Source organism: Kribbella sp. NBC_01505, from assembly GCF_045040285.1.
Taxonomy (GTDB): domain Bacteria; phylum Actinomycetota; class Actinomycetes; order Propionibacteriales; family Kribbellaceae; genus Kribbella.
The window spans coordinates 5,691,305-5,714,388 of sequence record NZ_CP109425.1 but is presented as its reverse complement, the minus strand read 5'-3'; the positions used below and the strand labels follow the sequence as shown (position 1 = coordinate 5,714,388).

The following is a 23,084-nucleotide window of genomic DNA, read 5'->3' as shown; positions in this document are numbered from 1 at the left end:
ACTGGGCACCGCTCTTCCGACCTCGGCCAACTTCTGGGGGTACGGAGGGTGCACGGGGGGCTTGAACAAGCAATGACCTGTGCCGGCCCACCGGATCCTGTGCAAACCCCCGGTTCGTGGCTCGTCACCAGATACATCAACAATCGATCTGGTTCAACTAGATCGATTGTTGATATGTTCACCCCATGACCGCCGTGGATACCGAGCGTCTGACCCGAGTGATCGTGGACTTCAACACGATCTTCATCCGGCTTCCGTCCGTCCAGCGCTTCAACTTCTCCACCCTCTCGGTGCTGCACACGCTGTCGCGGAGCGGCCCGCTGCGTCTCACCGACCTCCTCGCGACCGAGCAACTCAAACAACCGGCCCTCACCAGCCTCGTCGCGAAGCTCGAACAAGACGGCCTGGTACGCCGACGCCCGGATCCAACCGACGGACGCGCGATGCTGCTGTCGCTGACCCCGGCCGGTAGCCGCGCCGTCCGCTCCCGGCACACCAGCCGCGTCAGCAAACTCACCCAGCTCGTCGACCAGTTGACCGACGCCGAACGCGCTGTACTCGCCGAATCCGTCGACGTACTCGCCCGCCTGACCGAGCTCGCCGAAGATGCCTAAGGCAACCATGAACCTGGAACCCACCCCGATCCACGTCCCCGAAGACGTCCTCGACGATCTGCGCCACCGCCTCCGCGCAACCAAATGGCTGCTCGACGCCGGGAACGACGACGGCTTCTACGGCGTACGTCGTACCGACCTGCAAGCACTCGCCGAGTACTGGGCGGACGGCTACGACTGGCGTGCCGCCGAACGCGCGATCAATGCCTACGACAACTACCGCGTCGACGTGAGCGGCGTACCGGTGCACTTCCTGTACAAACCCGGCGTCGGCCCGGCGCCGATCCCGCTGATCCTCAGCCACGGCTGGCCGTGGACGTTCTGGCACTGGTCGAAGGTGATCGACCAACTCGCCGACCCGGCAGCGTACGGCGGCGATCCGGCCGACGCCTTCGACGTCATCGTGCCGTCCTTGCCAGGCTTCGGATTCTCGACCCCGACCAGCCCGGACATGAACTTCTGGAAGATCGCCGACGTGTGGCACGAGCTCATGACCGGAGTCCTCGGACACACCCGGTACGCCGCCGGCGGCTGCGACGTCGGCGCGCTGGTGACCGGTCAGCTCGGGCACAAGTACGCGGACGAGCTCTACGGCATCCACATCGGCTCCGGCCTGAAGCTGTCCTTCTTCAACGGCGACCGAGCCTGGGACCTGACCGGCGGAAACCCGCTCCCGGACAACCTCCCGCCCGCCATCCACGACGGCGTCATCGCGTTCGAACGCCGGTTCGCCGCGCATCTCGCCGCGCACGTCCTGCACCCGAGCACCCTCGGCTTCGGCCTCGCAGACTCCCCCGCCGGCATGCTCGCCTGGATCCTCGAACGCTGGCAGAGCTGGTCCGACGGCGCCCCCTTCACGCCCGACGACATCCTCACCCACGCGACGATCTACTGGGCCGGCAACGCGATCGACACCTCGATCCGCACCTACGCCAACAACAACCGCTACCCCTGGACCCCGTCCCACGACCGCCACCCCGCCGTCGAGGCCCCCACCGGAATCACCTTTGTCGGCTACGAGAACCCACCCGGCATCACAACCCCCGAGGCCCGCGTCAACCACTTCCTCACCAGCGACCGAGCCCCCTGGTACAACCACACCAACCTCACCGCCCACCCCACGGGCGGCCACTTCATCCCCTGGGAACTCCCCACCCAATGGACCACCGACCTGAGAACGACGTTCCGCCCGCTCCGATAGCGCCCCCGGCAGGCGATAGATTCCCCGCATGCCCCTTCCGCGCAGAGTCTCTTCCAGGACAGGCGTTCCGCTGATCGTTGCCTCGGTCACCGTTCTCGCGCTCGCCCTGTCCGCGTGCTCCATAGTGCCCAAGATCGAACCTGGCGACTCCAGCACGCGGCCGACGCCGAAGCCGGTCGCTCAGCCTACGACTCCCGATCCGCGTCCCACCCGGCCACCAATGGCCGAGCCCCCGGTCGCGAAGGTCGGCCGGCCGATCACGCTGTACGACACGGGGAACGTGGACCTCCGCAGCTACGACCCACCGAAGTGGGCCTCGGCCGTCATCACCGTGACGTCGATCAAGACCCTGAAGACCGTTCCGGGCATCCCGGCCAAGATCCGGCCTGCCCCGCACACGATGTATGCCCTCGCCGACGTCCGGACGACGATCACCGCGGACCCGTTCACCCTCTGGAACGACCACTTCCACTTGACCGCCCCCGACGGCACCGAGTACCCCCGGGACCTGAATGCCGCCTACCTCGCCGACGCTTTCCGCGACAGCACGAGCTCCAAGATGCTCGAAACCAAGGGCGCCCTCGGCCCCGGCGACGGCCTACTCCTGTTCTCGATCCCCGACACGGGCCTCCCACCCGGCACCAAACTCACCGCAGAACTCTGGAAAGGCAACGCCTGCAGTTGGCAACTCCCCTGAACCTCCACACCCCAGGCGGGTGTGTCACCCCGAATCGGACCTCAAAGCACTGGGGGCATGGAAAAATCGGTGCCCTGAGATGAGGAGATGATGATGACAGCAGTTCCACTGCCGCCCGCCCATCTGCTCACCGTCGGTGAGTATGCCGAACTCGGCGAGGACAGCTCCGGCCGGTCCGAGCTGATGGAAGGCAATCTCGTGATATCGCCGGGCCCAGGCCCGGATCACACCATGGCTGCGCTGCGGATCGCCCTGCAGTTGATGCCGCAGTTGTCACCGGATCTCGAGGTCATCACCGATGTGGACATCGATCTCGAGCTCACTCCGGCCGATCAGCCCGGATTCTCGCGTCGGCCCGACGTCATCGTCGTACGCCGCTCCGCCCGCCCGCGGGTCAGGGCAGAGGGTGGGCTGATCCGGGCGTCCGAGGTGCTCATCGTGGTCGAGATCGTCTCTCCGGGATCACGCCGTACGGACAACGTCGTCAAGCGGGCCGAGTATGCCGACGCCGGGATTCCGCACTACTGGATCGTCGACATCCAGGATCCGATCTCACTGCTGGCGTGCCATCTGACCGACAAGTTCGGCTATCTGGACGACCAGGTCGTCGGCGGTACCTTCGCGAGCACCAGCCCGTTGGCAGTGACTCTGGAACTGGGCGACCTGCGCTAGGTTCCTGCGTCGCCTAGCCGTTCTTCCTGGCCATTTCGGCGAGGGTGGCGTTGACGGGCACCATGACCCGGGCTGCGGCGAGCATTGCCTCGTCGACGGACTGGCCGGCGGCGATCGCGTTGTCGAACGCCTGGCCCGCGGCGAGACAGTCGTCGACGGTCTGCGTCTGGAAGCGCAGCCTCCAGATCGCCTGGCGGCGCATCTCCTTGCGGGTCGCGTCGCCCTGGATCTTCATCTCCTTGAGCAGGTTCGCGTACTGGGCCGGGGTGAAGGGATCCCGCCAGTTCGGGTGGGCCTTCGCCCACTTCTCCCAGGTCATGTTGACCCAGTTGCGCGGCCCGTCGTCGCGGCCGTTCGAGACGAGTCCGTTGCGGCCGTTCTTGTACGCCGTGACCTGCTTGGCCGCCGCGGGCGACAGGTCCCGGTCCCCGATCGCGATCGCGTGGGTGTGCCACGGCCAGTCCGCCTGGGAAGGATCGCGGATCCAGGACGCGAACCCGACCTGCCGGGTCGCGCTCCGGATGCGCTCACGCCTGACCCTCGGGAACAGCATCCCCTTCGCGTCCTTGAGCGAGATGTCCACCGCCCCGCCGCCGTCATGCGTACCCGCGGACCCTTGGACACCACCCGGGTTGTACGAGCCCTGGGTCAGAACGAACGTCAGGTCACAGACCGACTCGGCGGCCTCGATCATGTCGATGGTGCGTTGGTTGAGGCGGACGCCCCGGTACCTGAGGATCTTCTGCATGTGCTGCCTCACTCCCTCGATGCGCTACGTCCCAGCTAACAGCACGCCGGGATCAGGCGGTACCGACAACGTCTCCAGGACCGCTGATGTCAGCAGGACCCGGAACGGATCAGGCTTCGCCGGCTCGAACATGTACGGCACCGGCCTGCCCTGTACGGCGAACTCGTCGACCAGATCGCGGACCCGCGCCTGCCACCCCCGACTGGCCAACCACTTCTCGGGCGCAGCGTCCGGACCGCCTTGGTCGGAGTTGACGAACAGCTCGGCGACGGCTTGGTCGGCTGGATCCGAGATCGGCACCTCGCTCAGTCGGCTGCGGCGGTTGAAGTATTCCGCGGCGAATCGGCTGCCCGGCGCGGACACCGAGGTGATCAGGTCGAGCAAGGCATCCGACTGGGTCGAGTCCAGGTACATCAACAACCCCTCGGCCAACCACGCCGTCGGACGATCTTCGTCGAACCCCGCAGCCCGCAGCGGCTCGAGCCAGTTCACTCTCAGGTCAACCGCGACAGGTACGCGCTCAACCGGGCAGGTGAGCGCACTCCGAGCCAGTACGTCGTTCTTGAAGTCGTGCACCTGCTGCGTATCGAGCTCGTACACGGTTGTTCCGCTCGGCAACGGCAGTCGCCAGGCGCGGGTATCCAGCCCGGCCCCGAGGAGCACGAGCTGACGGCATCCAGCAGCCGCGGCCTGTTCGACGTACTGGTCGTAGAACGGCGTCCGGCCGGCGAAGTAGGCATAGAGGCCGATCCACAGCGCCGATGATCCGTCGTCGCGGGCGGGACCGAGCCGCGGCAGTCTGCCCTCGGCGTCGTCCGCTCCCGCCACGGCCGCGATGAAGAGCGCGGCCTGCGGGTCCGTGAACAACGCATCGCTCCGCCGCGATTCCTGCGCTCGCGCATAGGCAGTGATCAGCGCGGTGCTGCCGACGCCTTCCGGCAGGCTCGCAGGGCGTTGCGTGGTCATTGGCTCCCCCAGTGCACCGATGGACGGCATCGGCCACAGTACGGTCGGACCCGTGGATCAGTTCATGCTCGGGATCGATATCGGTACGACGGCCGTCAAGGTGATCCTCTTCGACCCGACGGGCCTGCCTGTTCGGGCACACGCGACGCCGTACGGGATCGAGCGCCCACGATCGGGGTGGGCCGAGCAGGATCCTCTCGCCTGGTGGCAGGGCTGCCAGGACGGGATTCGCGCCGTAGTGGACGGCATACCGGCTGGTGCGGTGCGCTCGACCGGAGTGGTCAGCCAGGTGAACACTCACGTCTTCGTGGACGAGGATCTCGCGGTGCTCGGACCGGCGATCATCTGGCAGGACCAGCGCTGCGCCGCGGTCGCCCGCGAACTCGACGGGCGACTCAGCGCCGCGGACAAGCTGCGGATCTGGGGCGGGCCGGTTGTGCTGGATGCATCCTTTGCCGGGGCGCGGGCCGTCTGGTTCGCGCGCACCGAGCCGGAGCTATGGGCTCGGACGCGATGGGTCCTCAGCCCGAAGGACTTCGTGCTGGCGAAGCTGACCGGCCAGGTCGCGACCGACATGATGTCCGGTACTCGAATCAGCAGCCCCGACGGCTATCTCCCCGAGGCCGTCGCGCTCGCCGACGGGTTGGCCGAGCGTCTGCCGCCGATCCGCACCCCGGAGTCCGTGTTGACCTCGACTTCTGACCTGGGGACGGTCGTGGTCGGCACCATGGACGCGTACGGCGCTGTGTTCGGCAGCCGGACCACCGAGCCTGGCCGCGGCATGATCTCGTGCGGTACGTCGCTCGTCGTCGCGGGCGCATCGCGACAGTCGCTGCCGTCGGCAGGGATCGTCACTTTCCCGCCACGCAACGGTTTGTCGGTCCACGCGGGCCCGACGCAGGCCGCCGGCGACGCGGTCCGCTGGTGGAGCCGGGTGTCCGGGCTGACCATCGAGGACGTCTTCGCCTCGGCTCGCGAAGGGCGGCCCGGGCCGATCTTCACGCCGTACCTGGCCGGCGAACGCGCCCCGCTCTGGGATCCCGACGTCCGCGCCAGCTTCCTCGGCCTCACCTCCGGTACGACGCAGGCGGACCTCTCCCGCGCCGTCCTCGAAGGCGTGGCCCTGTCCGCCCGGCACGTCCTCGAAGCCGTCGAACAAGCCTGCGGCACGGCCTTGTCCACGGTCAGCCTCTCCGGCGGCGGAGCCCGCGACGACCTCTGGTCCCAGCTGTACGCCGATGCTCTCGGCCGACCGATCGAGCGGCTGCTCGTCCCCGACAGCGCCGCCCTCGGCGCGGCCCTCCTGGGTGCCGTAGGCGACGGAACCTACCCGGACATCGAGACCGCCGCCGCGACCACCGTCCAGGTCGACCGCACCTTCCTCCCGGCGGCAAGCCCCGACCTGCGGTACGACGTCTACCGGATGTCCTACGGAGCGCTCCGCGAGATCCACGAGCGGCCAGCTGAAGATACGTATCTTCAGCGCTCGTGAGGCTTCTTTGGCGGTCGCTGCGGATACGCTTCTGCAATGAGTATGAAGTCGACGGTGATCGTGGCCCTCATCCCCTCCGCGCTGATCCTGATCGTGATCATCGTGGGAGTGATCTTCGGGCCGCGCCGCTACGCCAAGAGGAACGCCGTCCCGACCGTCACCGCGATCGACCCGGACCGGGTCGACATCGCCCGCGGTATCGCCGCCTCGATGCTCCCGCCGCACCAGCATCCTGACGACCGCACGCTCTCCCAGATGCTCGCCTTCTGCGACAACCGCAAGAAGATCCGCGCCGCCCAGCACCTCCAGGCCCAAACCGGCGCCGACCTCGCCGTCGCCCGCCGCATCGTCAACCTCCTCGCATGACCCACACCCAACTAGGCCTCCTACTCTCCGTAGGCCCCCTCGCCCTGATCGCCCTCTCCGCAATCGCCTTCCGCCTCCTGGGCCCCGGCCGCTCCCCCAACCGCCCAACCCCCACAACCATCGACCCCGTACGCCTGGACCTGGCCCGCGCGATCGCCGCCACGATGCTCGCGCCACATCAACTCCCCGACGACAACACCCTCGCCCAGGCCCTCCAGCTCCGCGACAACCGCAACCCGACCCACGCCGCCAAACTCCTCAGATCCCGAACCGGCGCCTCCCTCACAGACACCCGCCGCCTCCTCAACCGCCTCCCGTAAACGGCGCGGTGGCGCGATCCCGTAGATCAGCGGGGATGTACTGCCAAATAGCGGCAGCCATTCCCCGCAAAGCGGGCTTAAGGCGGGTCGTCGCCGCCGGCACAACCTGGCATCGGCCAAGGCGCCACAAACGCAAAATCCGCAGGTCAGATGTTCTCTGACCTGCGGATTCACGAGGGGTGGAGGTGGCGGGAATCGAACCCGCGTCCTTCAGTGTTGCCTCAAGGCTTCTCCGAGCGCAGTCTGTTAGTCGCTTTTCTCAGCCTCAGCGCTCTCACAGACACGTCGCTGACAGGCTCAGTCACTGTAAATGTCCCGTGTTAACCCCGTGACCGGGTTAACAAAGCAAGCTCCCTAGCTGAGGCCAGGAACCGGGTCGGAAGCACCCCCGGGCTGACCGCTTCTTAAGTGCTCAGGCCGTCAGGCGGCGAGAGCGAAGCTATTACGCTGCGAATTGGCAGTTATTGTTTTCCAGAGATCGTTTACGAGATAACCCTGGATCCTCGGCTCGCTTCACTTGAAACTAACATCCAAAGTCGAAACCGTTCACCCCCTGTTGAGTTTTCAAACTCCTACCCCGTACTGCGGGCAGGTCATCCACTCTAGCAAGTCCAACAAGCTGCTCGCACCTGGGATTCCCCTACTTCACCATGCGGAGCGTGAAGGGGTAGCGGAAGTTGGAGCCGGCCGCGGTCGCGATGCCGCCCACCCCGGTCAGGATGAACCACATCAGGCCGAGGATCGGGAACAGGAATCCGATCCAGCTGCCCACGATGCCGGTCGTGATACCGAGGGCCGCGAAGGCCAGGGCCGCGGTGATCTGGAAGTTCAGCGCCTCGACCGCATGCCGCCGTACGGCGGGGTTCTGCTTGCCGGCGGTGGCCACGACCAGCGCGGGGCCGACGAAGAACGTCGGGTAGCCGAGCCAGTGGGCGACCGTGCCCATGCCGCGACCGTCGCTGTTGTAGCGCTGCAGCGGGGCCGGGCGGCTGAACGCGGCCGGGACCTGGGTGGGGATCGGGCGCGCCATCAAGCCGTCGAACGTGCTGTTCAGCTCGGCCCGGGTACGCGCCTTGAGCGCCATCTCGACCCGGGTGTCGAACTCGAACTTGTCGACCCGGCCGTCGGCGTACATCTCTTGGAGGATCTCAACGGCCCGATCCCGTTGATCGTGGGTGACCAGCAGCTCTGAAGTGGACATGTATCCACTCTCTCCGCCCGAGGCCGCCCACCCCATCGGGTGCGCCCCGGATGCACCCCTGACCCGACCCGGAAGCGCGTCCTTGACTTCAAGCGCTTGAAGTTTGTCAGGCTGAGGACATGTTCACCATCCAGGACGTCTCCCGGCGCTCCGGCCTGAGCGAGCCGACGGTCCGGTACTACGAGCAGGTCGGGCTGATCGGGCCCATCCGGCGCGACGAGAGCAGCGGGCATCGCCGGTACGACGAGGCGGACCTCCACACGCTTGAATCGCTGGCATGCCTGCGGGCGACCGGCGTCGGAATCGAGGACATGCGCGTCTACGAGGCCAACCGCGCCCGCGGCCGAGCCGCCGCCGCTGAGCAGCGGGATCTGCTGCTCCGGCACGCGGAACGGATCGAGGCCGAGATCGCGGCCCAGCACGTCCGCCTGGAGTATCTGCGCGTCAAGGCCGCCCTGTGGGAGGCCCGCGACCGCCGCGACGCGGCGGCGGAGGCCGCAGCGGTTGAACGAACCATGGAAGTCATCACGAGATTGGAAGTTGTCCGATGAGCCCCACCCTGGTCACCGGTGGATCCGGTTACCTCAGCACTCACCTGATCGCGCAGTTGCTCGATCAGGGCCACGAAGTGCGCACCACCGTCCGCGATCTCGACCGCGGACCCGAACTCCGGGCCGCCATCCGCCGCGGCGGCGCCGACGACTCCGGCCTGGAGATCGTCACCGCCGATCTGTCCTCGGACGACGGCTGGGACGCGGCGGTCAAAGGCGTCGACGAGATCCACCACGTCGCCTCCCCGATCCCGCTCGTTCAGCCCGACGACCCCGAGGACCTGATCCGCCCCGCACGCGACGGCGCCGTCCGCGTACTACGCGCCGCCCGCGACGCCGGTGCCCGTCGGGTCGTGCTGACCTCGTCCTTCGCCGCCGTCGGCTACACGCCGAAGCCGAGTGCCGAGTTCACCGAGGACGACTGGACCGACCCCGATACGCCCGGACTGGCGCCGTACCCGAGGTCGAAGACGATCGCCGAGCTCGCCGCGTGGGAGGTGCTCCGAAACGAGAGCACTGATCTCGTCGTCATCAACCCCACCGGGATCTTCGGCCCCACCCTGACCACGAAGCTGGGCTCCTCGGCCCAACTGATCAAGGCGATGCTCGACGGCACCATGCCCGTCGCACCCCGAGCCCGCTTCGGCATCGCCGACGTCCGCGACGTCGCCGACCTCCACCTCCGAGCCATGGCCGCACCCCAAGCAGCCGGCAAACGCTACCTAGCCGTCTCGAACGACCCCGCCACCAGCTTCCTCGAGATCGCCGCCCTCCTCCGCACCCGCCTAGGAGCAACCCAAGCCCCCACCGAAGAGTCCCCCGGCACCGAGCCCCCACGCCCGATCATCCACAACACCCGAGCCCGCACCGACCTAGGCTGGCAACCCCGCCCGTCCGAACAAACGATCCTCGACACAGCCCTCAGCCTCCGCCGCCTAGCGCTCTGATCACGCCCGAGCGGTCGCCCTCCAGGCTGCGGTGACGCACCCTTCCTCCCAGTGCCACCACCCCTGTGCGCCGCCATGCTCGAGCAGCGCCCGGATCTTCGGCAGGTTTGCCTCAGGCGGAACATCCAGTGCCACCATCCGGTACTGCGCGAGACCTTCGCCTGTGGTGCCAAGACTGTGGAAGACTTTCAGCACGCTCTGCCGGGCGGCAGCTGAGCCGTCGTCCTTCAGCACGATCAACCGGATGGTGCAGTTCTGCGACGGCTGGACCTTCTCGCCGGCCCACAGCACACCTTCATTGTCGGGCTGGACCCCGATGATGTCGTCGCTGGCGACTCCTCGGACGAACCAAGGCGTGTTGTCCAGCCGGACCGTGCCATTACCCAGGTCGACCGCCCACATGCTCTCGACACTCGCAGGCGGCCAGCCATCGTCATCCACCTCCAGACGGAAGTGGACCTTGACGTGATCCTCCCTGACGCCCGTCACTGAGCTGCGACAGCTTAGTCGCGGCGGCGGGTTCGGTCGGAGAGGGCTCGCTGGGCTTCTCGGCCGGCTTGGCGTTCGGCGAGGGCGTGGCGTTTGTCGTAGTCCTTCTTGCCTCGGCCGGTGGCCAGCTCGACCTTGACGTAGCCGTCCTTGAAGTAGAGGGACAGCGGGATCAGCGAGACGCCCTGCTGCTCGACGGCCTTGACGAACTTGGCCATCTCGTCCTTGTGTAGCAGGAGTTTGCGGGCACGCCGCGGTTCGTGGTTGGTCCAGGTGCCGTGCGTGTACTCCGGAATATGCATTCCCTGCAGCCACAGCTCGTTACCGCGGACAGCGGCGAACGCGTCGACGAGGGAGGCCCGGCCCTGCCGCAGGGACTTCACCTCGGTCCCCGTCAGCACCAGGCCGGCCTCCACGACATCCTCGATGTGGTAGTCGTGTCGCGCCTTCCGGTTCTGCGCGATCGGCTTCTGCTGGCCGGTCTGTTTCACCATCCGACCAGTATCTCAGACCAGCTACAACCACTTCATCGGATTAACCACCCGACCGTCCTGGTAGACCATGAAGTGCAGGTGGCAGCCGGTCGAGTACCCGGTGGTCCCGACGTACCCGATGATCTCGCCACGAGTGACACGGTCGCCCACGTTGGCCTTGTAGCGGGACAGGTGGTTGTAGACGGTGGTCACGGACGAGCCGCCGATCACTCCGTGTGAGACGAACAACCGGTTCCCGTACCCACCGTTGTAGTACTTGTCGGTGACGCGACCACTCGCCGCGGCACGGATCGGCGTACCGCAGCCGGCGCCGAAGTCGGTACCGTCGTGCAGCTTCCAGTAGTGCAGGATCGGGTGGTACCGCATCCCGAACGGCGACGTGATGTAGGTGTCGATCGGCTTGCTCAGCCGCCCGCCACCGTCGTCCGGGTCGTTCGGGACCGGGCGCGGCGGCCGGCCCTCGCGGCGGGCCTTGTCGCGCTCGGCCTTCTCCCGGGCGGCCTTGCGGCGCTCAGCAGCCGCCTTCTCGGCACGGGCCCGGGCGATCAGGACCTGCTCGACCTTGGTGCGCTCGGCAAGCAACGCGTTGTACTGCGCCTGCTCGGAGTTCTTCTCGCGCTCGGCACGCTTGTAGAGGACCTGCTTCTCCGTCGTCACCGCCTGCGCCTCGGCCTTGTCGGCCGCGACCTGCTGGGTCAGCTCGGTGACTTCCTTGACCGTTCGCGCCGACTCGGCCCGCGCGGCCGCGGCGGACTGCTCGGCGGCGGCGACCTTCACCTGCTTGCTGGCCAACTGTGCCTGCGCGTTGTTCAGGTTGGTGATCGCGTTGCCCTGGATGCCGAACACGTTCCGCTGCACCTGGATGCCGGTGGCAACATCCGACGGCGACGCTCCCTGCAGCGCGATGCTGAGCCCGACCAGACTGTTCTGTTGCTGGTACGCCGACCGTACGGCGCGACCGGCCAGTGCTCGTTTCTCCGCGATCTGCTGGATCCCGGCCTCGACGTCGGCGACTGCCGCCCGGAGCGCCTGTTCGGCCTGCGCGAGCTTGCTTGCGGCAACGACATCGGCCGCCTTGGCAGCGGCGAGCCGGCCCTGGGCAGCGGCGTACCGGGTCTGGACGACCTTCAGCTTGGCGTCGGCGTTGGTGTACGCCGTGATCGCCGAGCCGAGCTGATCGGACGCCGCGGCCAGGTCGGCCTTGGACTGGCCGATCTGGGCGTCGAGTTCCTTCTTCTTCTTGGCTGGATCGGGCGGATCCGCCTGTGCGGACGGAACCGCCGCCAGTGCTCCGGCGGACAGGGACAGGACAAGGCAGCATGCGGCAACGACCGTCTGCCGCCCCTGCGATCTCGTGCTGGAACGCGGGCGCGGTCTGGCCGGGGTGCCGGTGCTGTCGTCTCGCTTGATGCTCGCCCGCTCACGCGGGTCTGCACCGGGGAAGTGCGGGACCACAGGTCGACCCCTTGCTTTGGGTTTCAGTTGTCGTGCAGAGAGACTTCTCCTGCACGATAAGTCACCCGGGTCAGACTTTGAGGTATTTCCGCGTTGTCAGGAATGTCGGGATCACGGCGAGGATCAGGCCGACGATCACCATGATGAGCGTGGCACGGAAGGTTTCACTCGCGCCGACCCACTGCCAGACCTTGAAGGTTTCCTGGGCGCGTCGCATCACCACGAAGTACACCCCGAGCCACAAGGTGCCGCAGGCAAGCACCGCGCCGATCAGCGCGGCCAGGATCGCCTCCAGCAGGAACGGCAGCTGGATGTAGAAGTTCGAGGCGCCGACCAGCCGCATGATCCCGATCTCCCGCCGTCGCGCGTACGCCGCCAGCCGGATCGTGTTCGAGATCTGCATCAGCGCGGCGATCAGCAGCAACGCGGCACAGATGTACGCGCCGTACTGGACGCCTTCGAGGGCCTTGAACAGTGGATCGAGGTACTGCCGCAGGTCCTGCACGTTGTCGACGCCGGGCAGGCCGGCCACCGCGCTGACCAGGTTCTGGTACTGCTTGGGGTCGCGGAGCTTGACCCGGTACGACTCCTGCATCTGGTCGACCGTGACCGTCGAGACGATCGGCGAGTCCTTGTACAGCTTCTGGAACTGCGCGAACGCTTCCTTCTTCGACTCACCGAAGACGCCGTCGGGCGCGGTGTCCGGATTCGACTCGATCGCCTGGCGGATCCGGTTCTTCTGGTCCTGCGTCACCTCGGCACCCGAGCAGCCGCGCCCGGTGGTGTCCTTGGTGCACATGAAGACCGAGATCTGGATCTTCCCGTACCAGTTGCCCTTCATCAGCCCGACCTGCTCGTTGGCCAGCAGCGCGCTGCCGAACAGTGCGAGCGAGACCCAGATCGTGACGACGACCGCGATCGTCATCGACAGGTTCCGCTTCAGGCCGATGCCGAGGTCGGAGAGAATGTAGTTCAAACGCATTGTTCAGTCAGTCCCTGGATCGGTCCCGGAGTCGGGGGCAACGGTCAGTGCTGGTAGCCGTAGACGCCACGCGACTCGTCGCGGACGACATGACCGTTCTCCAGCTCGATCACGCGCTTGCGCATCTGGTTGACGATCGACACGTCGTGGGTGGCCATCACGACGGTGGTCCCGGTCCGGTTGATCCGGTCGAGCAGCTTCATGATGCCCTCCGAGGTCGCCGGGTCCAGGTTTCCGGTGGGCTCGTCGGCGATCAGGATCATCGGCCGGTTCACGAACGCGCGCGCGATCGCGACCCGCTGCTGCTCACCGCCGGACAGCTCGTCGGGCAGCCGGTCCTGCTTGCCCTCGAGCCCGACCAGCTCCAGCACCTCGGGAACCGTCTTCCGGATGTGCTGGCGCGGCTTGCCGATCACCTGCAGCGCGAACGCGACGTTCTCGGCGACCGTCTTGTTCGGCAGCAGCCGGAAGTCCTGGAACACCGTTCCGATCTGCCGCCGCATCTGCGGCACCCGCCAGCTCGCGAGCCGGTTCAGGTCCTTGCCGGCCACCATGATGTGACCCTTGGACGTCCGGTACTCACGCAGGACCAGGCGCAGGAACGTCGACTTGCCGGACCCGGAGGTACCGACGAGGAAGACGAACTCGCCTTTCTCGATCTCGACGTTGACGTTCAGCAGAGCGGCCTTGGTCTGGCCCTCGTACGTCTTGGAAACATTCTCGAAGCGGATCACGGGTTCATCCGGCCGTGGTCGGGAACAGGGAGCGGGGTAGCGGTAACCACGAGGTGCACCGTACGCCACCAAGGCGGCCGCGTTCAGCCTAGCCCTTCCCCGGCGTGCCGCCGACCACCCTCGACAGTCTGCAACGATTCGATCAATTTGTATATACAGAGGTAGCGGCGTATATATACAGAGACATACCGTCGTCGGCATGAAGACGGTGATCGATCTGGACGACCATGCGCTGGCGCTGGCTGCGAAGGAGTTGGGGACCGTGACGAAGAAGGACACCGTCAACGCGGCACTGGAATTCGTGGCCCGGCGACGAGAACGCATCGAAGCACTTCTGGACGACCCGTACGGTCTAGGGGTCGGAGGAGACATCGACGACCCCGACGTCATGCGCGGCGCGCGTCGTTGAGCACTGTCACCACCGTCGGCAAGCTGTATCTGGTCGACACCTCCGCGCTGGCGCGCAGCAAACACGAGGTGGTTCGCTCGGTCATTGCCGGTCTGATCGTGGATCGCGCCGCGGCCACCTGCGTGACGGTCGACCTGGAGGTCGGCTACTCGGCGCGCAAGCATGCCGAGTTCCAGCAGGTCACCGAACGTCGAAGATCTCTGTACGTGGATCTGCCGATGAACGCAGCAGTGGCGGAGCGAGCACGCGAGGTGCAGTCGCGCATGTCAGCTCGCAGCCAGCTACGCGCCGCCGGCGTGGTCGACATCCTGACGGCAGCGGTGGCTGAACACCATGGAGCCGTGGTGCTGCACTACGACTCCGACTTCGAGCACATCGCGGCCGTGACCGGCCAGCCGCAGCTGTGGATCGCGCCGCGCGGCAGTCTGAACTGACCGCGGGTACGGCGGCCTTAGGCAGGGGCCGGGGTGGCTCCGGGGCTAGGGGCTGGGCGGGCGCCGGCTATGCGGGCTACGGCGGCGTCGGGTTTGCGGCCGGCGCGGCGGGCGGCCTCGACGTGCAGGCGGGCCAGCTCCACTGCTTGGCGGGAGACCTTGACGGTCTTCTTCTCAGCCATGCTCACCGTCTCCCTCGACGACCTCGATCTCGGCGTCTGCAATCTCAGCGTACGCGGCCGGACCGACGCGGTCGATCGCCACGGCCGCGGTGAGGGCCGCGACCAGGTCGTAGTCCTCCGGTTGTAACAGCTCCGACCGCATCAGTGAGCGGAGCGTGACGACTCCGGCGTCGGTGCCCGCCTCGTCGTCGTCCAGAATCTGCTCGACCGCCCAGCGCACCATCCGCATCGTCTCCTCGCGGTGCCGCCAGGTGTCGAGCTCACGGTCGGACTTGCGGGTCAGATAGGCGCCCAGCGCGACGCCACCGAGCGCCAGCAGCGGGCTGAGGACCGTCATCACCACCCCGACGACCGAGATCCAGACCGGAATCACCGACACACCCCCCAAACCATCAGCCATCTCCCCTGTTCGGCACCGTTGACCGGTCGATGATGTTACGAAGGAGCATTCCACCCGGCACCGACAGAACGCGCGCCCTCCGCGGGTCGGCCCAGAATCGACTCAGAATGACAAGGAACGAGGTCACCGTGATCGACGAGCCCGAGCCGTACGACGTGTTCGTCCAGGGGACGGTGTTCCTGGACATCGTGATGACCGGCCTGGAGTCCGCGCCGACCACCGGGACCGAGATCTTCGCCGAGGGGATGGGGTCGTGCCCGGGCGGGGTCGCGAACTTCGCCATCGCCGCCGGCCGGCTCGGGCTGCGCAGCGGCCTGGCCGCCGTCTTCGGCGACGACGTGTACGCCGACTTCTGCTGGCGGACCCTGGCCGACCAGGAAGGCGTAGACCTGTCGTACTCACGGCGGATCGGCCACTGGCACTCCCCCGTGACGGTCTCGATGTCGATCGACCGGGACCGGGCCATGGTCACGCACGCCCACGAGGCGCCCGGCGACCCGAGCAAACTGGTCGGTCCCGGACTCAAGACCCGGTCCGCGATCGTCCCGGTCGCCGACGACCTGCCCGACTGGGTCCAGCAGGCGAAGCAGTCCGGCGCGCTGCTGTTCGGCGACGTCGGCTGGGACCCGACCGACGAGTGGTCGCCTGCAGTCCTCGACGTACTGGACGGCTTCCACGCCTTCACCCCGAACGCGGCCGAGGCAATGGCCTACACCCGCACCGACACCCCCGAGGCCGCGCTGCACAAGCTGGCCGAGCGCGTCCCGCTGGCAGTCGTCACGAACGGCGCGGACGGCGTACTGGCTATCGACTCGGCAACTGGCGAGGAGGAGCACATCCCGGCACTGCCGGTGCGGTCGTACGACCCGACCGGAGCCGGCGATGTCTTCCTCGCGTCGCTCGTCCTCGGCACCCTCCGCGGCTGGCCGCTCGCGCACCGCCTCGCCTTCGGCAACCTGTGTGCCGGGCTGTCCGTCCAGCACTTCGGCGGATCACTGGCCGCGCCCGGCTGGGGCGACATCATCGACTGGGTCCGCGACCACAGCCGGCACCGCCCCGGCGATGTCGACCCGGAGATCCTCAAGCACTACACATTCATCGGCGATGTCCTGCCGGCCGGCCCGGTCCCGATCGTCCGCCGCGCCTCCGCCACCATCGCCCGCCTCTCCGACGCCTGAGTACTTCGCCTCGACCAGGCCGTGGAAATCCCCGCCGTACGAGCCTCGATGGTCGTAGGGTCGGGGAACCAAAAGCTTCTGGAGGCGGCGTGATGGGTGGGTTCAGCAGGCGGCAGGTGCTGGGGCTCGGCGGTGGACTGGCGGCGTTGGCCGTGGCCGGCTGCGGTTCCAACTCGGGACGGCCCAACAGCGGCGGCGACGGCACGAAGCCGGCGCTGTCGCAGTGGTACCACCAGTACGGCGAAGCCGGCACCCAGCAGGCGGTCGAGCGGTACGCGAAGGAGTACCCGGACGCCACTGTGAAGGTCGAGTGGTCGCCGGGTGAGTACGACAAGAAGGTGTCGACCACGCTGCTCACCGACCAAGGTCCGGACGTGTTCGAGTACGTCAACGGTCCCACGATCGACATGATCAAGGCCGGTCAGGTGGTCGACCTGAGCGACGTACCGGGCGACGCCGCGGCCGATTTCACGCCGTCGCTGATCAAGCGGATGTCGTACCAGGGCAAGCTGTATGCGATCCCGCAGGTCACCGACATGCAGCTGCTCGTCTACCGCAAGAGCCTGCTCAGCGCGGCCGGCGTCCAGCCTCCGCAGACGGTCGACGAGCTGCTCGACGCGGCGAAGAAGCTGACCACCGACAAGGTGAAGGGCCTGTTCGTCGGGAACGACGGCGGCGTCGGCGTCCTCGGCGGGCCGGCCCTGTGGTCGGCGGGGCTCGATTACCTCACCGAGGACGGCAAGTTCGGCTTCGACGACCCGTTGGCGGCGGAGTCCCTGAAGAAGCTCCGCGAGCTCTTCACCTCGAAGGCGCTGCTGCTCGGCGCGCCCACCGACTGGTCGGATCCGTCGGCGTTCACGCAGGGCCTGACCGCGATGCAGTTCACCGGCCTGTGGACCCTGCCCGCGATCGAGAAGGCGCTCAAGGACGACTTCGGCGTACTCCCCTGGCCGAAGCTGAACGTGACCACCGGCGCCCCGAGCGTCCCGGTCGGCGCGTACGGCGCCTGCGTCAGCTCGAAGTCGAAGAACGTCGACGCGGCGAAGAAGTTCGTCAAGTGGCTTTGGGTCGACCAGACCGACAAGCAGCTCGACTTCGCCCAGGCCTACGGCTTCCACATCCCGGCCCGCAAGTCACTCGTCGAGAAGGCCGACAAGCTGAAGTCCGGCCCGGCCGCCGACGCCGCGAAGTTCGTCAACGAGAACGGCCACGCCCAGACGCCCGTCCTCTGGTCCCCCAAATCCAGTACGGCGTACTCCGACGCCTTGAACCGGATCATCCGCACTGGCTCCGACCCGGCCACCGAGATCAAGGCGGTCAGGTCCGTCGTCGACGCCGAACTCAAACGGATCACCGGCTGATGGACCTGCACCCCCTCACCGCTGACGACCACGCGCTGATCGAGTTGGCGCGCCGTACGGTCGAGGAGAACACCGACGGCCCCGACGGCGTCCACACGATGGGCGCCGCGGTCCGCGGCGCCGACGGCCGCCTGTTCGCCGGCATCAACCTCTACCACTTCACCGGCGGCCCCTGCGCCGAACTCGTTGCCCTGGGCAACGCCCGAGCCTCCGGCGCCCGCACCCTCACCACCATCGTCGCCGTAGGCAACGAAAACCGCGGCATCTTCGCCCCCTGCGGCCGAGACCGCCAAGTCCTCGTCGACTACTACCCAGGGATCCGAGTTATCGTCCCCACCGCCGACGGCCCCCGCTCAGTCCTCGCCACCGACCTACTCCCCGGCGCCTACCACTGGGAACCCTGAGGCGGAGAGTCCGGATCAGGCGACCTTCCAGGTCCGATCGCCGAGGGTCGCCACGAGGTCGACGGTGCCACCCAAGGCAGTGACATAGGCGCGGATGATCTCGATGCCGGACACCTCACCGCTTTCGATCTTCGATACCCGCGCCTGGGAGACCTGCAGGAGTTCGGCAAGTCGAACCTGGGTGATTCCAGCGGCCTTGCGCATCTCCGCGAGCTGATAGCCACGGACGTAAGCCTCCCGCCTCTCCCGTGCTACCTGCTTGCCCGCCGCCCGCTCGGCAGGCGTTCGCGGGTCTGCAGCGTTCGCCTTGGCCTTGACGTCCTCCCAGTTCGAATACTCGCCCATCGTCATCCCTCCTCCTTCAGCGCGATCAGATGCTCTGCGAACCGCTCATCCGCCAGCGGAATGGCAGTCTGGTACCAGCTTTCCCATCGTCCGGACTTGTCGCCGGCGACCAAAACGATAGCCTCGCGCGCCGGATCGAAGGCGAAGAGCATCCGAATCTCACTCGGCCCCGCCGACGGCGGCCGCAACTCCTTCATGTTCTGGTATCGGCTGCCCTTCACTCGATCGACCAGCGGCCGACCAACTGTTGGCCCCTCAATGACCAGCAGGTCGAGAGCGTCCTCGATCCCTCCGGCCGTCACCGGATCATCTTCACAGAGTTCCAGGTACCACGCCTCGACCACGGAGTGAAGTCTGATCGTCCAACTCATACAACACAATATAACCTATTCATTATAGCGATGAGAAACGCTCAGGGGAAGGCTGGGATGATGTCTTTGCCGTAGGCGGCGAGGGTTTGTTCTTTGGCGTCGTGCTGGAGGTAGACGGCGAACTGGTCGACGCCGAGTGCCTTGAGTTCCTCGAGGCGGGCGAGGTGGTCCTCGACCGGGCCGAGGATGCAGAAGCGGTCGACGACCTCGTCGGGGACGAAGTCGGTGTGGGTGTTGCCGGCGCGGCCGTGCTGGCTGTAGTCGTAGCCCTTGCGGCCCTCGATGTAGTCGGTCAGCGCCTTCGGTACGCCGCCGCCGTCGCCGTACCGGGCAACGATGTCAGCGACGTGGTTGCCGACCATCCCACCGAACCAGCGGGTCTGCTCACGCTGGTGGTCGAGGTCGTCGCCGACATACGCCGGCGCGGCCACGCAGAACTTGATCGCGTCCGGATCCCGGCCGGCCTCCTCCGCGGAGCGCCGTACCGCGGCAATCATCCACGCGGCGATGTCCGGGTCGGCGAGTTGCAGGATGTACCCGTCGCCGACCTGACCGGTCGCCGCCAGCGCCTTCGGCCCGTACGCCGCCACCCAGACCTCGAGCGCGCCGTCCTCGACCCAACCGAGCTTCAGCTCCTGACCGCGATACGTCACGGTCTCACCACGCGCCAGCGACCGGATCACATCGACCGACTGCTTCATCTCGGCGATCGTTCCGGGCTGGGCACCGAGCGTACGCAACGCTGAGTCGCCGCGACCGATCCCACAGACCGTGCGGTTCCCGAACATCTCGTTCAGCGTCGCGAACTGTGACGCGATGACCGTCCAGTCGCGCGTCCCCGGGTTCGTCACCATCGGGCCGACGATCACGCGCCGGGTCGCGGCCAGGATCTGGCTGTAGATGACGAACGGCTCCTGCCACAGCAGATGCGAGTCGAACGTCCACACGTAGTCGAACCCGGCGTCCTCCGCCTTGACCGCCAGCTCCACCACCGTGGACGCCGGCGGATCACACTGGAACACCACTCCGAAGTCCACAGCCCACTCCCCCTACACCAGGTACGACGACAGGCCGCGCTTCAGGTACCGGCCGCGACCCTTGCGGCCATGGTAGTTGCCGTCAGCCACGATCACCTCGCCGCGCGAGATGACTGTGCCCACCCGGCCCTGGATCTCGACCCCTTCGTACGCCGAATAGTCCATGTTCATGTGGTGCGTCTCGACCCCGATCCGGGTCCGCCCGTTCGGGTCGTAGATGACGATGTCCGCATCCGAACCCGGTGCGACGATCCCCTTCTGCGGATACAGCCCGAACATCCGGGCCGGCGTGGTCGCGATCGTCTCGACCCAGCGCGCCAACGACAACTGCCCGTCGACGACACCTTGGTAGATCAGGTCGACCCGGTGCTCGACCCCGCCGATCCCGTTCGGGATCTTGGAGAAATCGCCGACCCCGAGCTCCTTCTGATCCTTCATGCAGAACGGGCAGTGATCCGTCGACACCATCGCCAGATCGTTGCTCCGGAGCCCTTTCCACAGGTCCTTCGCATGCCCCTCGTGCTTGCTGCGCAACGGAGTGCTGCAGACCCACTTCGCACCCTCGAACCCAGGCGCGCCCAGCTGGTCCTCCAGCGTCAGGTACAGATACTGCGGGCAGGTCTCCGCGAAAACGTTGCGCCCGTTGTCCCGCGCCTCGGCAACCCTGGCCAGCGCCTGACTCGCGGACAGATGCACGATGTAGAGCGGGCAGTCCTTCGCGACCTCCGCCAGCATGATCGCGCGATTCGTTGCCTCGGCCTCCAATGCGGCCGGCCGGGTGATGCCGTGATAGATCGGATCGGTCTCGCCGCGCGACAACGCCTGCTGCACCAGTACGTCGATCGCGGGACCGTTCTCCGCGTGCATCATGATCATCGCGCCGTTCTCCCGCGCGGTCTGCATCGCCCGCAGGATCTGGCCGTCGTCGGAGTAGAACACCCCGGGATACGCCATGAACAGCTTGAAGCTCGTGATCCCCTCGTCCCGGGTGAGCTGATCCATGGCCTTCAGCGCGTCGTTGTCGACCCCGCCGAGAATCATGTGGAACGCGTAGTCGATATGACAGTTGCCGCCGGCCTTCTCGTGCCAGGCCGCGAGCCCGTCCTGCACCACCTCACCGGTCCGCTGGATGGCGAAGTCGATGATCGTCGTCGTTCCCCCGTACGCCGCCGCCCGGGTCCCCGTGTCGAACGTGTCACTGGCCGACGTACCGCCGAACGGCATCTGCATGTGCGTATGCGCGTCGATCCCGCCCGGAATCACATACTTGCCGGAGGCATCGACCACCTCGTCCGGCGTGATCGTCGCGCTGAACGACGGATCGAGCAGGGCAACGATCTTCTCCCCCTGCACGAGGACATCGGCTTGTTGTGACCCGGTCGGCCCGATGACCGTCCCGCCCTTGACCAGCAACGTCATCTCTACCCCCTACGGCTTCGTCAGATCCCCGTAGGCGTCCGGCCGGCGATCCCGGTAGAACTGCCACCGGTCCCGCACCGTGTCCAGCAGTCCGAGGTCCAGATCCCTGATGATCAGTTCGGGGTCATGGTCGTGCCCGACCTCCCCCACGAACTTCCCCTCCGGATCCACGAAGTACGACGTACCGTAGAAGTCGTTGTCCCCGTAGTCGGACTCGATCCCGACCCGGTTGATCGCGCCGATGAAGTACTCGTTGGCCACCGCGCTCGCCGGCTGCTCCAACTGCCACAGGTACGCCGACAACCCGCGGCTCGTCGCCGACGGATTGAACACGATCTTCGCCCCCGCAAGCCCCAGCGCCCGCCACCCCTCCGGGAAATGCCGGTCGTAACAGATGTACACGCCAATACGGCCCACCGCGGTGTCGAACACCGGATACCCCAGGTTCCCCGGCCGGAAGTAGAACTTCTCCCAGAACCCCTTCACCTGCGGAATATGGTTCTTCCGGTACTTCCCCAAGTACTTGCCGTCAGCATCGATCACCGCAGCCGTGTTGTACAACACCCCCGGCTGCTCCTGCTCGTACATCGGAAGCACCATCACCAAGCCAAGCTCTTCCGCCAGCGCCTGGAACCGCTCGGTCGTAGGCCCCGGCACACTCTCGGCGTACTCGTAGAACTTCGGATCCTGCAGCTGACAGAAGTAAGGCCCATAGAAAAGTTCCTGGAAGCAAATAACCTTCGCCCCCGCCTCAGCAGCCTGCCGCGCATACTCCTCATGCGCCTTGATCATGGACTCTTTGTCCCCAGTCCAAGACGTCTGCACCAGCGCCGCCCGCACAACCTCCGCCACCGAAACCTCCCGAAGTCGCCGAGGCCCCATCCTCCATCCGCGCCCCGAGAGAGTCAACGGATGTCTCCTAGGGACCCACTCGTCCCACTGCGGCGCGCCAACGAGCAACCGTCGCCATCGGCCGGCGGTTACATCGACTGCGGGAAGCGCGCGCGGGCTCTGGCCTCGAACGCACGAAAATCCGCACACACTTCGTCGTCCCGGCGGCAATAGACCTTTTCCGCCGCCTGCAACTGAGCGGCGAGCGGCTCTCGTCTGCCGCGCAACAATTCAATGGCAACCATGACGTAGTTTGCCGACGGGTTCGCGGCTGCCGCCGGAACGGCCAAAAAGGCGTCCGAAGCCCGCTCCATCGACATGAATGGTCGCAGCACCTCAAAGCCACGAATCGCCTGCTGGTAAATCTCTGCCGGAGTTGATTCCGGAAGCGACCAGGTTCGAAAGTCGCCACCCAGGACATATCCTAGATTTGCTCCGACGGACGACACATAGGGCATATTCTCGAGGCCTGTCAGGTCAGACACGAGCCGCTCGATGGCTTCGGACCGAATGCCGAGGCCGACCGCCACGTCGTCACGCCTGTTCAGTGGCCCGAGGGCAGCCACCATGGACCACTCCTCGTCGACATCCAACCGCAAGACGTCATTGACCTTCCGCCACCCCGCTGAGACGAAAAGCGAAGCCAGTTCTCGACGTAATGGCAAGGCATCCTCCCATGACGAACTGCCGGACGTCCGGCTCGGATTATTCCACAACCATGTTG

30 protein-coding genes and 1 other RNA gene are annotated in these 23,084 nt (G+C 66.7%); 14 read left to right on the top strand and 17 right to left on the bottom strand.

Annotated elements, in window-relative coordinates; all coding sequences use genetic code 11:
- Positions 1–185: 185 nt before the first annotated feature.
- The 4 genes from OG474_RS27030 to OG474_RS27015 all read left to right on the top strand — a co-directional run bounded on the left by OG474_RS27030 (position 186) and on the right by OG474_RS27015 (position 3,184).
- On the top strand, positions 186–614 hold the full coding sequence (locus OG474_RS27030; RefSeq protein ID WP_405056378.1) for a MarR family winged helix-turn-helix transcriptional regulator: 429 nt from the start codon (positions 186–188) through the stop codon (positions 612–614).
- Complete coding sequence (locus tag OG474_RS27025) at positions 607–1,815, top strand: epoxide hydrolase family protein (protein WP_405056377.1); 1,209 nt, start codon at positions 607–609, stop codon at positions 1,813–1,815. The genes OG474_RS27030 and OG474_RS27025 overlap by 8 nt, the downstream gene beginning before the upstream one ends.
- Before the next feature lie 28 nt (positions 1,816–1,843).
- Positions 1,844–2,512: a hypothetical protein gene (locus OG474_RS27020; RefSeq protein WP_405056376.1), complete on the top strand. Its 669-nt coding sequence runs from the start codon at positions 1,844–1,846 to the stop codon at positions 2,510–2,512.
- A 93-nt stretch (positions 2,513–2,605) separates the two neighbouring features.
- A complete protein-coding gene (locus OG474_RS27015) occupies positions 2,606–3,184 on the top strand; it encodes a Uma2 family endonuclease (RefSeq protein ID WP_405056375.1) in 579 nt (192 codons plus the stop codon).
- Between the two features lie 13 nt (positions 3,185–3,197).
- Here OG474_RS27015 and OG474_RS27010 read toward each other — a convergent pair whose 3' ends face one another.
- Both OG474_RS27010 and OG474_RS27005 read right to left on the bottom strand, forming a co-directional pair.
- On the bottom strand, positions 3,198–3,932 hold the full coding sequence (locus OG474_RS27010; protein WP_405056373.1) for a hypothetical protein: 735 nt from the start codon (positions 3,930–3,932) through the stop codon (positions 3,198–3,200).
- A 24-nt stretch (positions 3,933–3,956) separates the two neighbouring features.
- Positions 3,957–4,898, bottom strand: a complete 942-nt coding sequence (locus tag OG474_RS27005; protein WP_405056372.1) for an SAM-dependent methyltransferase — start codon at positions 4,896–4,898, stop codon at positions 3,957–3,959.
- 52 nt (positions 4,899–4,950) lie between these two features.
- On the opposite strand from OG474_RS27005, the gene OG474_RS27000 reads away from it, so the two are divergent.
- Genes OG474_RS27000 through OG474_RS26990 form a run of 3 tightly spaced genes read left to right on the top strand, consistent with a single transcriptional unit; the run spans position 4,951 to position 7,076 of the window.
- Complete coding sequence (locus OG474_RS27000; RefSeq protein ID WP_405056371.1) at positions 4,951–6,390, top strand: FGGY-family carbohydrate kinase; 1,440 nt, start codon at positions 4,951–4,953, stop codon at positions 6,388–6,390.
- Positions 6,391–6,426: 36 nt separating this feature from the next.
- The gene (locus OG474_RS26995) at positions 6,427–6,756 is read left to right on the top strand and encodes a hypothetical protein (RefSeq protein WP_405056370.1); all 330 of its coding nucleotides are present in this window, start codon (positions 6,427–6,429) and stop codon (positions 6,754–6,756) included.
- Positions 6,753–7,076: a hypothetical protein gene (locus OG474_RS26990; protein WP_405056369.1), complete on the top strand. Its 324-nt coding sequence runs from the start codon at positions 6,753–6,755 to the stop codon at positions 7,074–7,076. The genes OG474_RS26995 and OG474_RS26990 overlap by 4 nt, the downstream gene beginning before the upstream one ends.
- A gap of 177 nt (positions 7,077–7,253) precedes the next feature.
- Here the strand turns inward: OG474_RS26990 and ssrA are convergent.
- Positions 7,254–7,630: a transfer-messenger RNA gene (gene ssrA / locus OG474_RS26985) on the bottom strand.
- An 86-nt stretch (positions 7,631–7,716) separates the two neighbouring features.
- Entirely contained in the window at positions 7,717–8,277 is a 561-nt protein-coding gene (locus OG474_RS26980) for a DUF1707 and DUF4870 domain-containing protein (protein ID WP_405056368.1), read from the bottom strand.
- A gap of 119 nt (positions 8,278–8,396) precedes the next feature.
- On the opposite strand from OG474_RS26980, the gene OG474_RS26975 reads away from it, so the two are divergent.
- Both OG474_RS26975 and OG474_RS26970 read left to right on the top strand, forming a co-directional pair.
- Positions 8,397–8,828 (top strand): MerR family transcriptional regulator, encoded by a 432-nt coding sequence (locus OG474_RS26975; RefSeq protein WP_405056367.1) that lies wholly within the window; start codon positions 8,397–8,399, stop codon positions 8,826–8,828.
- Entirely contained in the window at positions 8,825–9,775 is a 951-nt protein-coding gene (locus OG474_RS26970; RefSeq protein WP_405056366.1) for an NAD-dependent epimerase/dehydratase family protein, read from the top strand. Before OG474_RS26975 ends, OG474_RS26970 begins: the two co-directional genes overlap by 4 nt.
- Here the strand turns inward: OG474_RS26970 and OG474_RS26965 are convergent, their stop codons facing one another.
- The 5 genes from OG474_RS26965 to ftsE form a co-directional block, all read right to left on the bottom strand.
- Positions 9,776–10,264, bottom strand: coding sequence for a DUF4265 domain-containing protein (locus OG474_RS26965; protein ID WP_405056365.1), 489 nt, complete (start codon positions 10,262–10,264; stop codon positions 9,776–9,778).
- A gap of 14 nt (positions 10,265–10,278) precedes the next feature.
- Positions 10,279–10,758, bottom strand: coding sequence for an SsrA-binding protein SmpB (smpB, locus tag OG474_RS26960; protein WP_405056364.1), 480 nt, complete (start codon positions 10,756–10,758; stop codon positions 10,279–10,281).
- 21 nt (positions 10,759–10,779) lie between these two features.
- Positions 10,780–12,213: a M23 family metallopeptidase gene (locus tag OG474_RS26955; RefSeq protein ID WP_405056363.1), complete on the bottom strand. Its 1,434-nt coding sequence runs from the start codon at positions 12,211–12,213 to the stop codon at positions 10,780–10,782.
- Positions 12,214–12,283: 70 nt separating this feature from the next.
- Positions 12,284–13,195, bottom strand: coding sequence for a permease-like cell division protein FtsX (ftsX, locus tag OG474_RS26950; protein WP_405056362.1), 912 nt, complete (start codon positions 13,193–13,195; stop codon positions 12,284–12,286).
- A gap of 44 nt (positions 13,196–13,239) precedes the next feature.
- On the bottom strand, positions 13,240–13,929 hold the full coding sequence (ftsE, locus tag OG474_RS26945) for a cell division ATP-binding protein FtsE (protein ID WP_405056361.1): 690 nt from the start codon (positions 13,927–13,929) through the stop codon (positions 13,240–13,242).
- 199 nt (positions 13,930–14,128) lie between these two features.
- On the opposite strand from ftsE, the gene OG474_RS26940 reads away from it, so the two are divergent.
- Together OG474_RS26940 and OG474_RS26935 are read left to right on the top strand one after the other, a co-directional pair.
- Positions 14,129–14,338, top strand: coding sequence for a type II toxin-antitoxin system VapB family antitoxin (locus OG474_RS26940; RefSeq protein ID WP_405056360.1), 210 nt, complete (start codon positions 14,129–14,131; stop codon positions 14,336–14,338).
- Positions 14,335–14,772, top strand: coding sequence for a PIN domain-containing protein (locus tag OG474_RS26935; protein WP_405056359.1), 438 nt, complete (start codon positions 14,335–14,337; stop codon positions 14,770–14,772). The genes OG474_RS26940 and OG474_RS26935 overlap by 4 nt, the downstream gene beginning before the upstream one ends.
- 17 nt (positions 14,773–14,789) lie before the next feature.
- Here the strand turns inward: OG474_RS26935 and OG474_RS26930 are convergent, their stop codons facing one another.
- Both OG474_RS26930 and OG474_RS26925 read right to left on the bottom strand, forming a co-directional pair.
- Positions 14,790–14,954, bottom strand: coding sequence for a hypothetical protein (locus tag OG474_RS26930; RefSeq protein WP_405056358.1), 165 nt, complete (start codon positions 14,952–14,954; stop codon positions 14,790–14,792).
- Positions 14,947–15,354: a hypothetical protein gene (locus tag OG474_RS26925; RefSeq protein WP_405056357.1), complete on the bottom strand. Its 408-nt coding sequence runs from the start codon at positions 15,352–15,354 to the stop codon at positions 14,947–14,949. The genes OG474_RS26930 and OG474_RS26925 overlap by 8 nt, the downstream gene beginning before the upstream one ends.
- Before the next feature lie 107 nt (positions 15,355–15,461).
- Here OG474_RS26925 and OG474_RS26920 point away from each other — a divergent pair, with 107 nt between their 5' ends.
- The 3 genes from OG474_RS26920 to OG474_RS26910 all read left to right on the top strand — a co-directional run bounded on the left by OG474_RS26920 (position 15,462) and on the right by OG474_RS26910 (position 18,297).
- Positions 15,462–16,532 (top strand): carbohydrate kinase family protein, encoded by a 1,071-nt coding sequence (locus OG474_RS26920; protein ID WP_405056356.1) that lies wholly within the window; start codon positions 15,462–15,464, stop codon positions 16,530–16,532.
- Positions 16,533–16,624: 92 nt separating this feature from the next.
- On the top strand, positions 16,625–17,893 hold the full coding sequence (locus tag OG474_RS26915) for an ABC transporter substrate-binding protein (protein WP_405056355.1): 1,269 nt from the start codon (positions 16,625–16,627) through the stop codon (positions 17,891–17,893).
- On the top strand, positions 17,893–18,297 hold the full coding sequence (locus OG474_RS26910) for a cytidine deaminase family protein (protein ID WP_405056354.1): 405 nt from the start codon (positions 17,893–17,895) through the stop codon (positions 18,295–18,297). Before OG474_RS26915 ends, OG474_RS26910 begins: the two co-directional genes overlap by 1 nt.
- Before the next feature lie 15 nt (positions 18,298–18,312).
- Here OG474_RS26910 and OG474_RS26905 read toward each other — a convergent pair whose 3' ends face one another.
- The 6 genes from OG474_RS26905 to OG474_RS26880 all read right to left on the bottom strand — a co-directional run bounded on the left by OG474_RS26905 (position 18,313) and on the right by OG474_RS26880 (position 22,929).
- Positions 18,313–18,648 (bottom strand): helix-turn-helix domain-containing protein, encoded by a 336-nt coding sequence (locus tag OG474_RS26905; RefSeq protein ID WP_405056353.1) that lies wholly within the window; start codon positions 18,646–18,648, stop codon positions 18,313–18,315.
- The gene (locus tag OG474_RS26900; protein ID WP_405056352.1) at positions 18,645–19,013 is read right to left on the bottom strand and encodes a type II toxin-antitoxin system RelE/ParE family toxin; all 369 of its coding nucleotides are present in this window, start codon (positions 19,011–19,013) and stop codon (positions 18,645–18,647) included. The genes OG474_RS26905 and OG474_RS26900 overlap by 4 nt, the downstream gene beginning before the upstream one ends.
- 41 nt (positions 19,014–19,054) lie before the next feature.
- Positions 19,055–20,050 carry a TIGR03842 family LLM class F420-dependent oxidoreductase gene (locus OG474_RS26895; protein WP_405056351.1) on the bottom strand — a complete coding sequence of 332 codons (996 nt, stop codon included), beginning with the start codon at positions 20,048–20,050 and terminating at the stop codon, positions 19,055–19,057.
- A 12-nt stretch (positions 20,051–20,062) separates the two neighbouring features.
- Complete coding sequence (hydA, locus tag OG474_RS26890) at positions 20,063–21,469, bottom strand: dihydropyrimidinase (protein ID WP_405056350.1); 1,407 nt, start codon at positions 21,467–21,469, stop codon at positions 20,063–20,065.
- Between the two features lie 9 nt (positions 21,470–21,478).
- Positions 21,479–22,321, bottom strand: a complete 843-nt coding sequence (locus tag OG474_RS26885; RefSeq protein WP_405056349.1) for a nitrilase-related carbon-nitrogen hydrolase — start codon at positions 22,319–22,321, stop codon at positions 21,479–21,481.
- Between the two features lie 128 nt (positions 22,322–22,449).
- The gene (locus OG474_RS26880; protein ID WP_405056348.1) at positions 22,450–22,929 is read right to left on the bottom strand and encodes a hypothetical protein; all 480 of its coding nucleotides are present in this window, start codon (positions 22,927–22,929) and stop codon (positions 22,450–22,452) included.
- Positions 22,930–23,084: the final 155 nt, after the last annotated feature.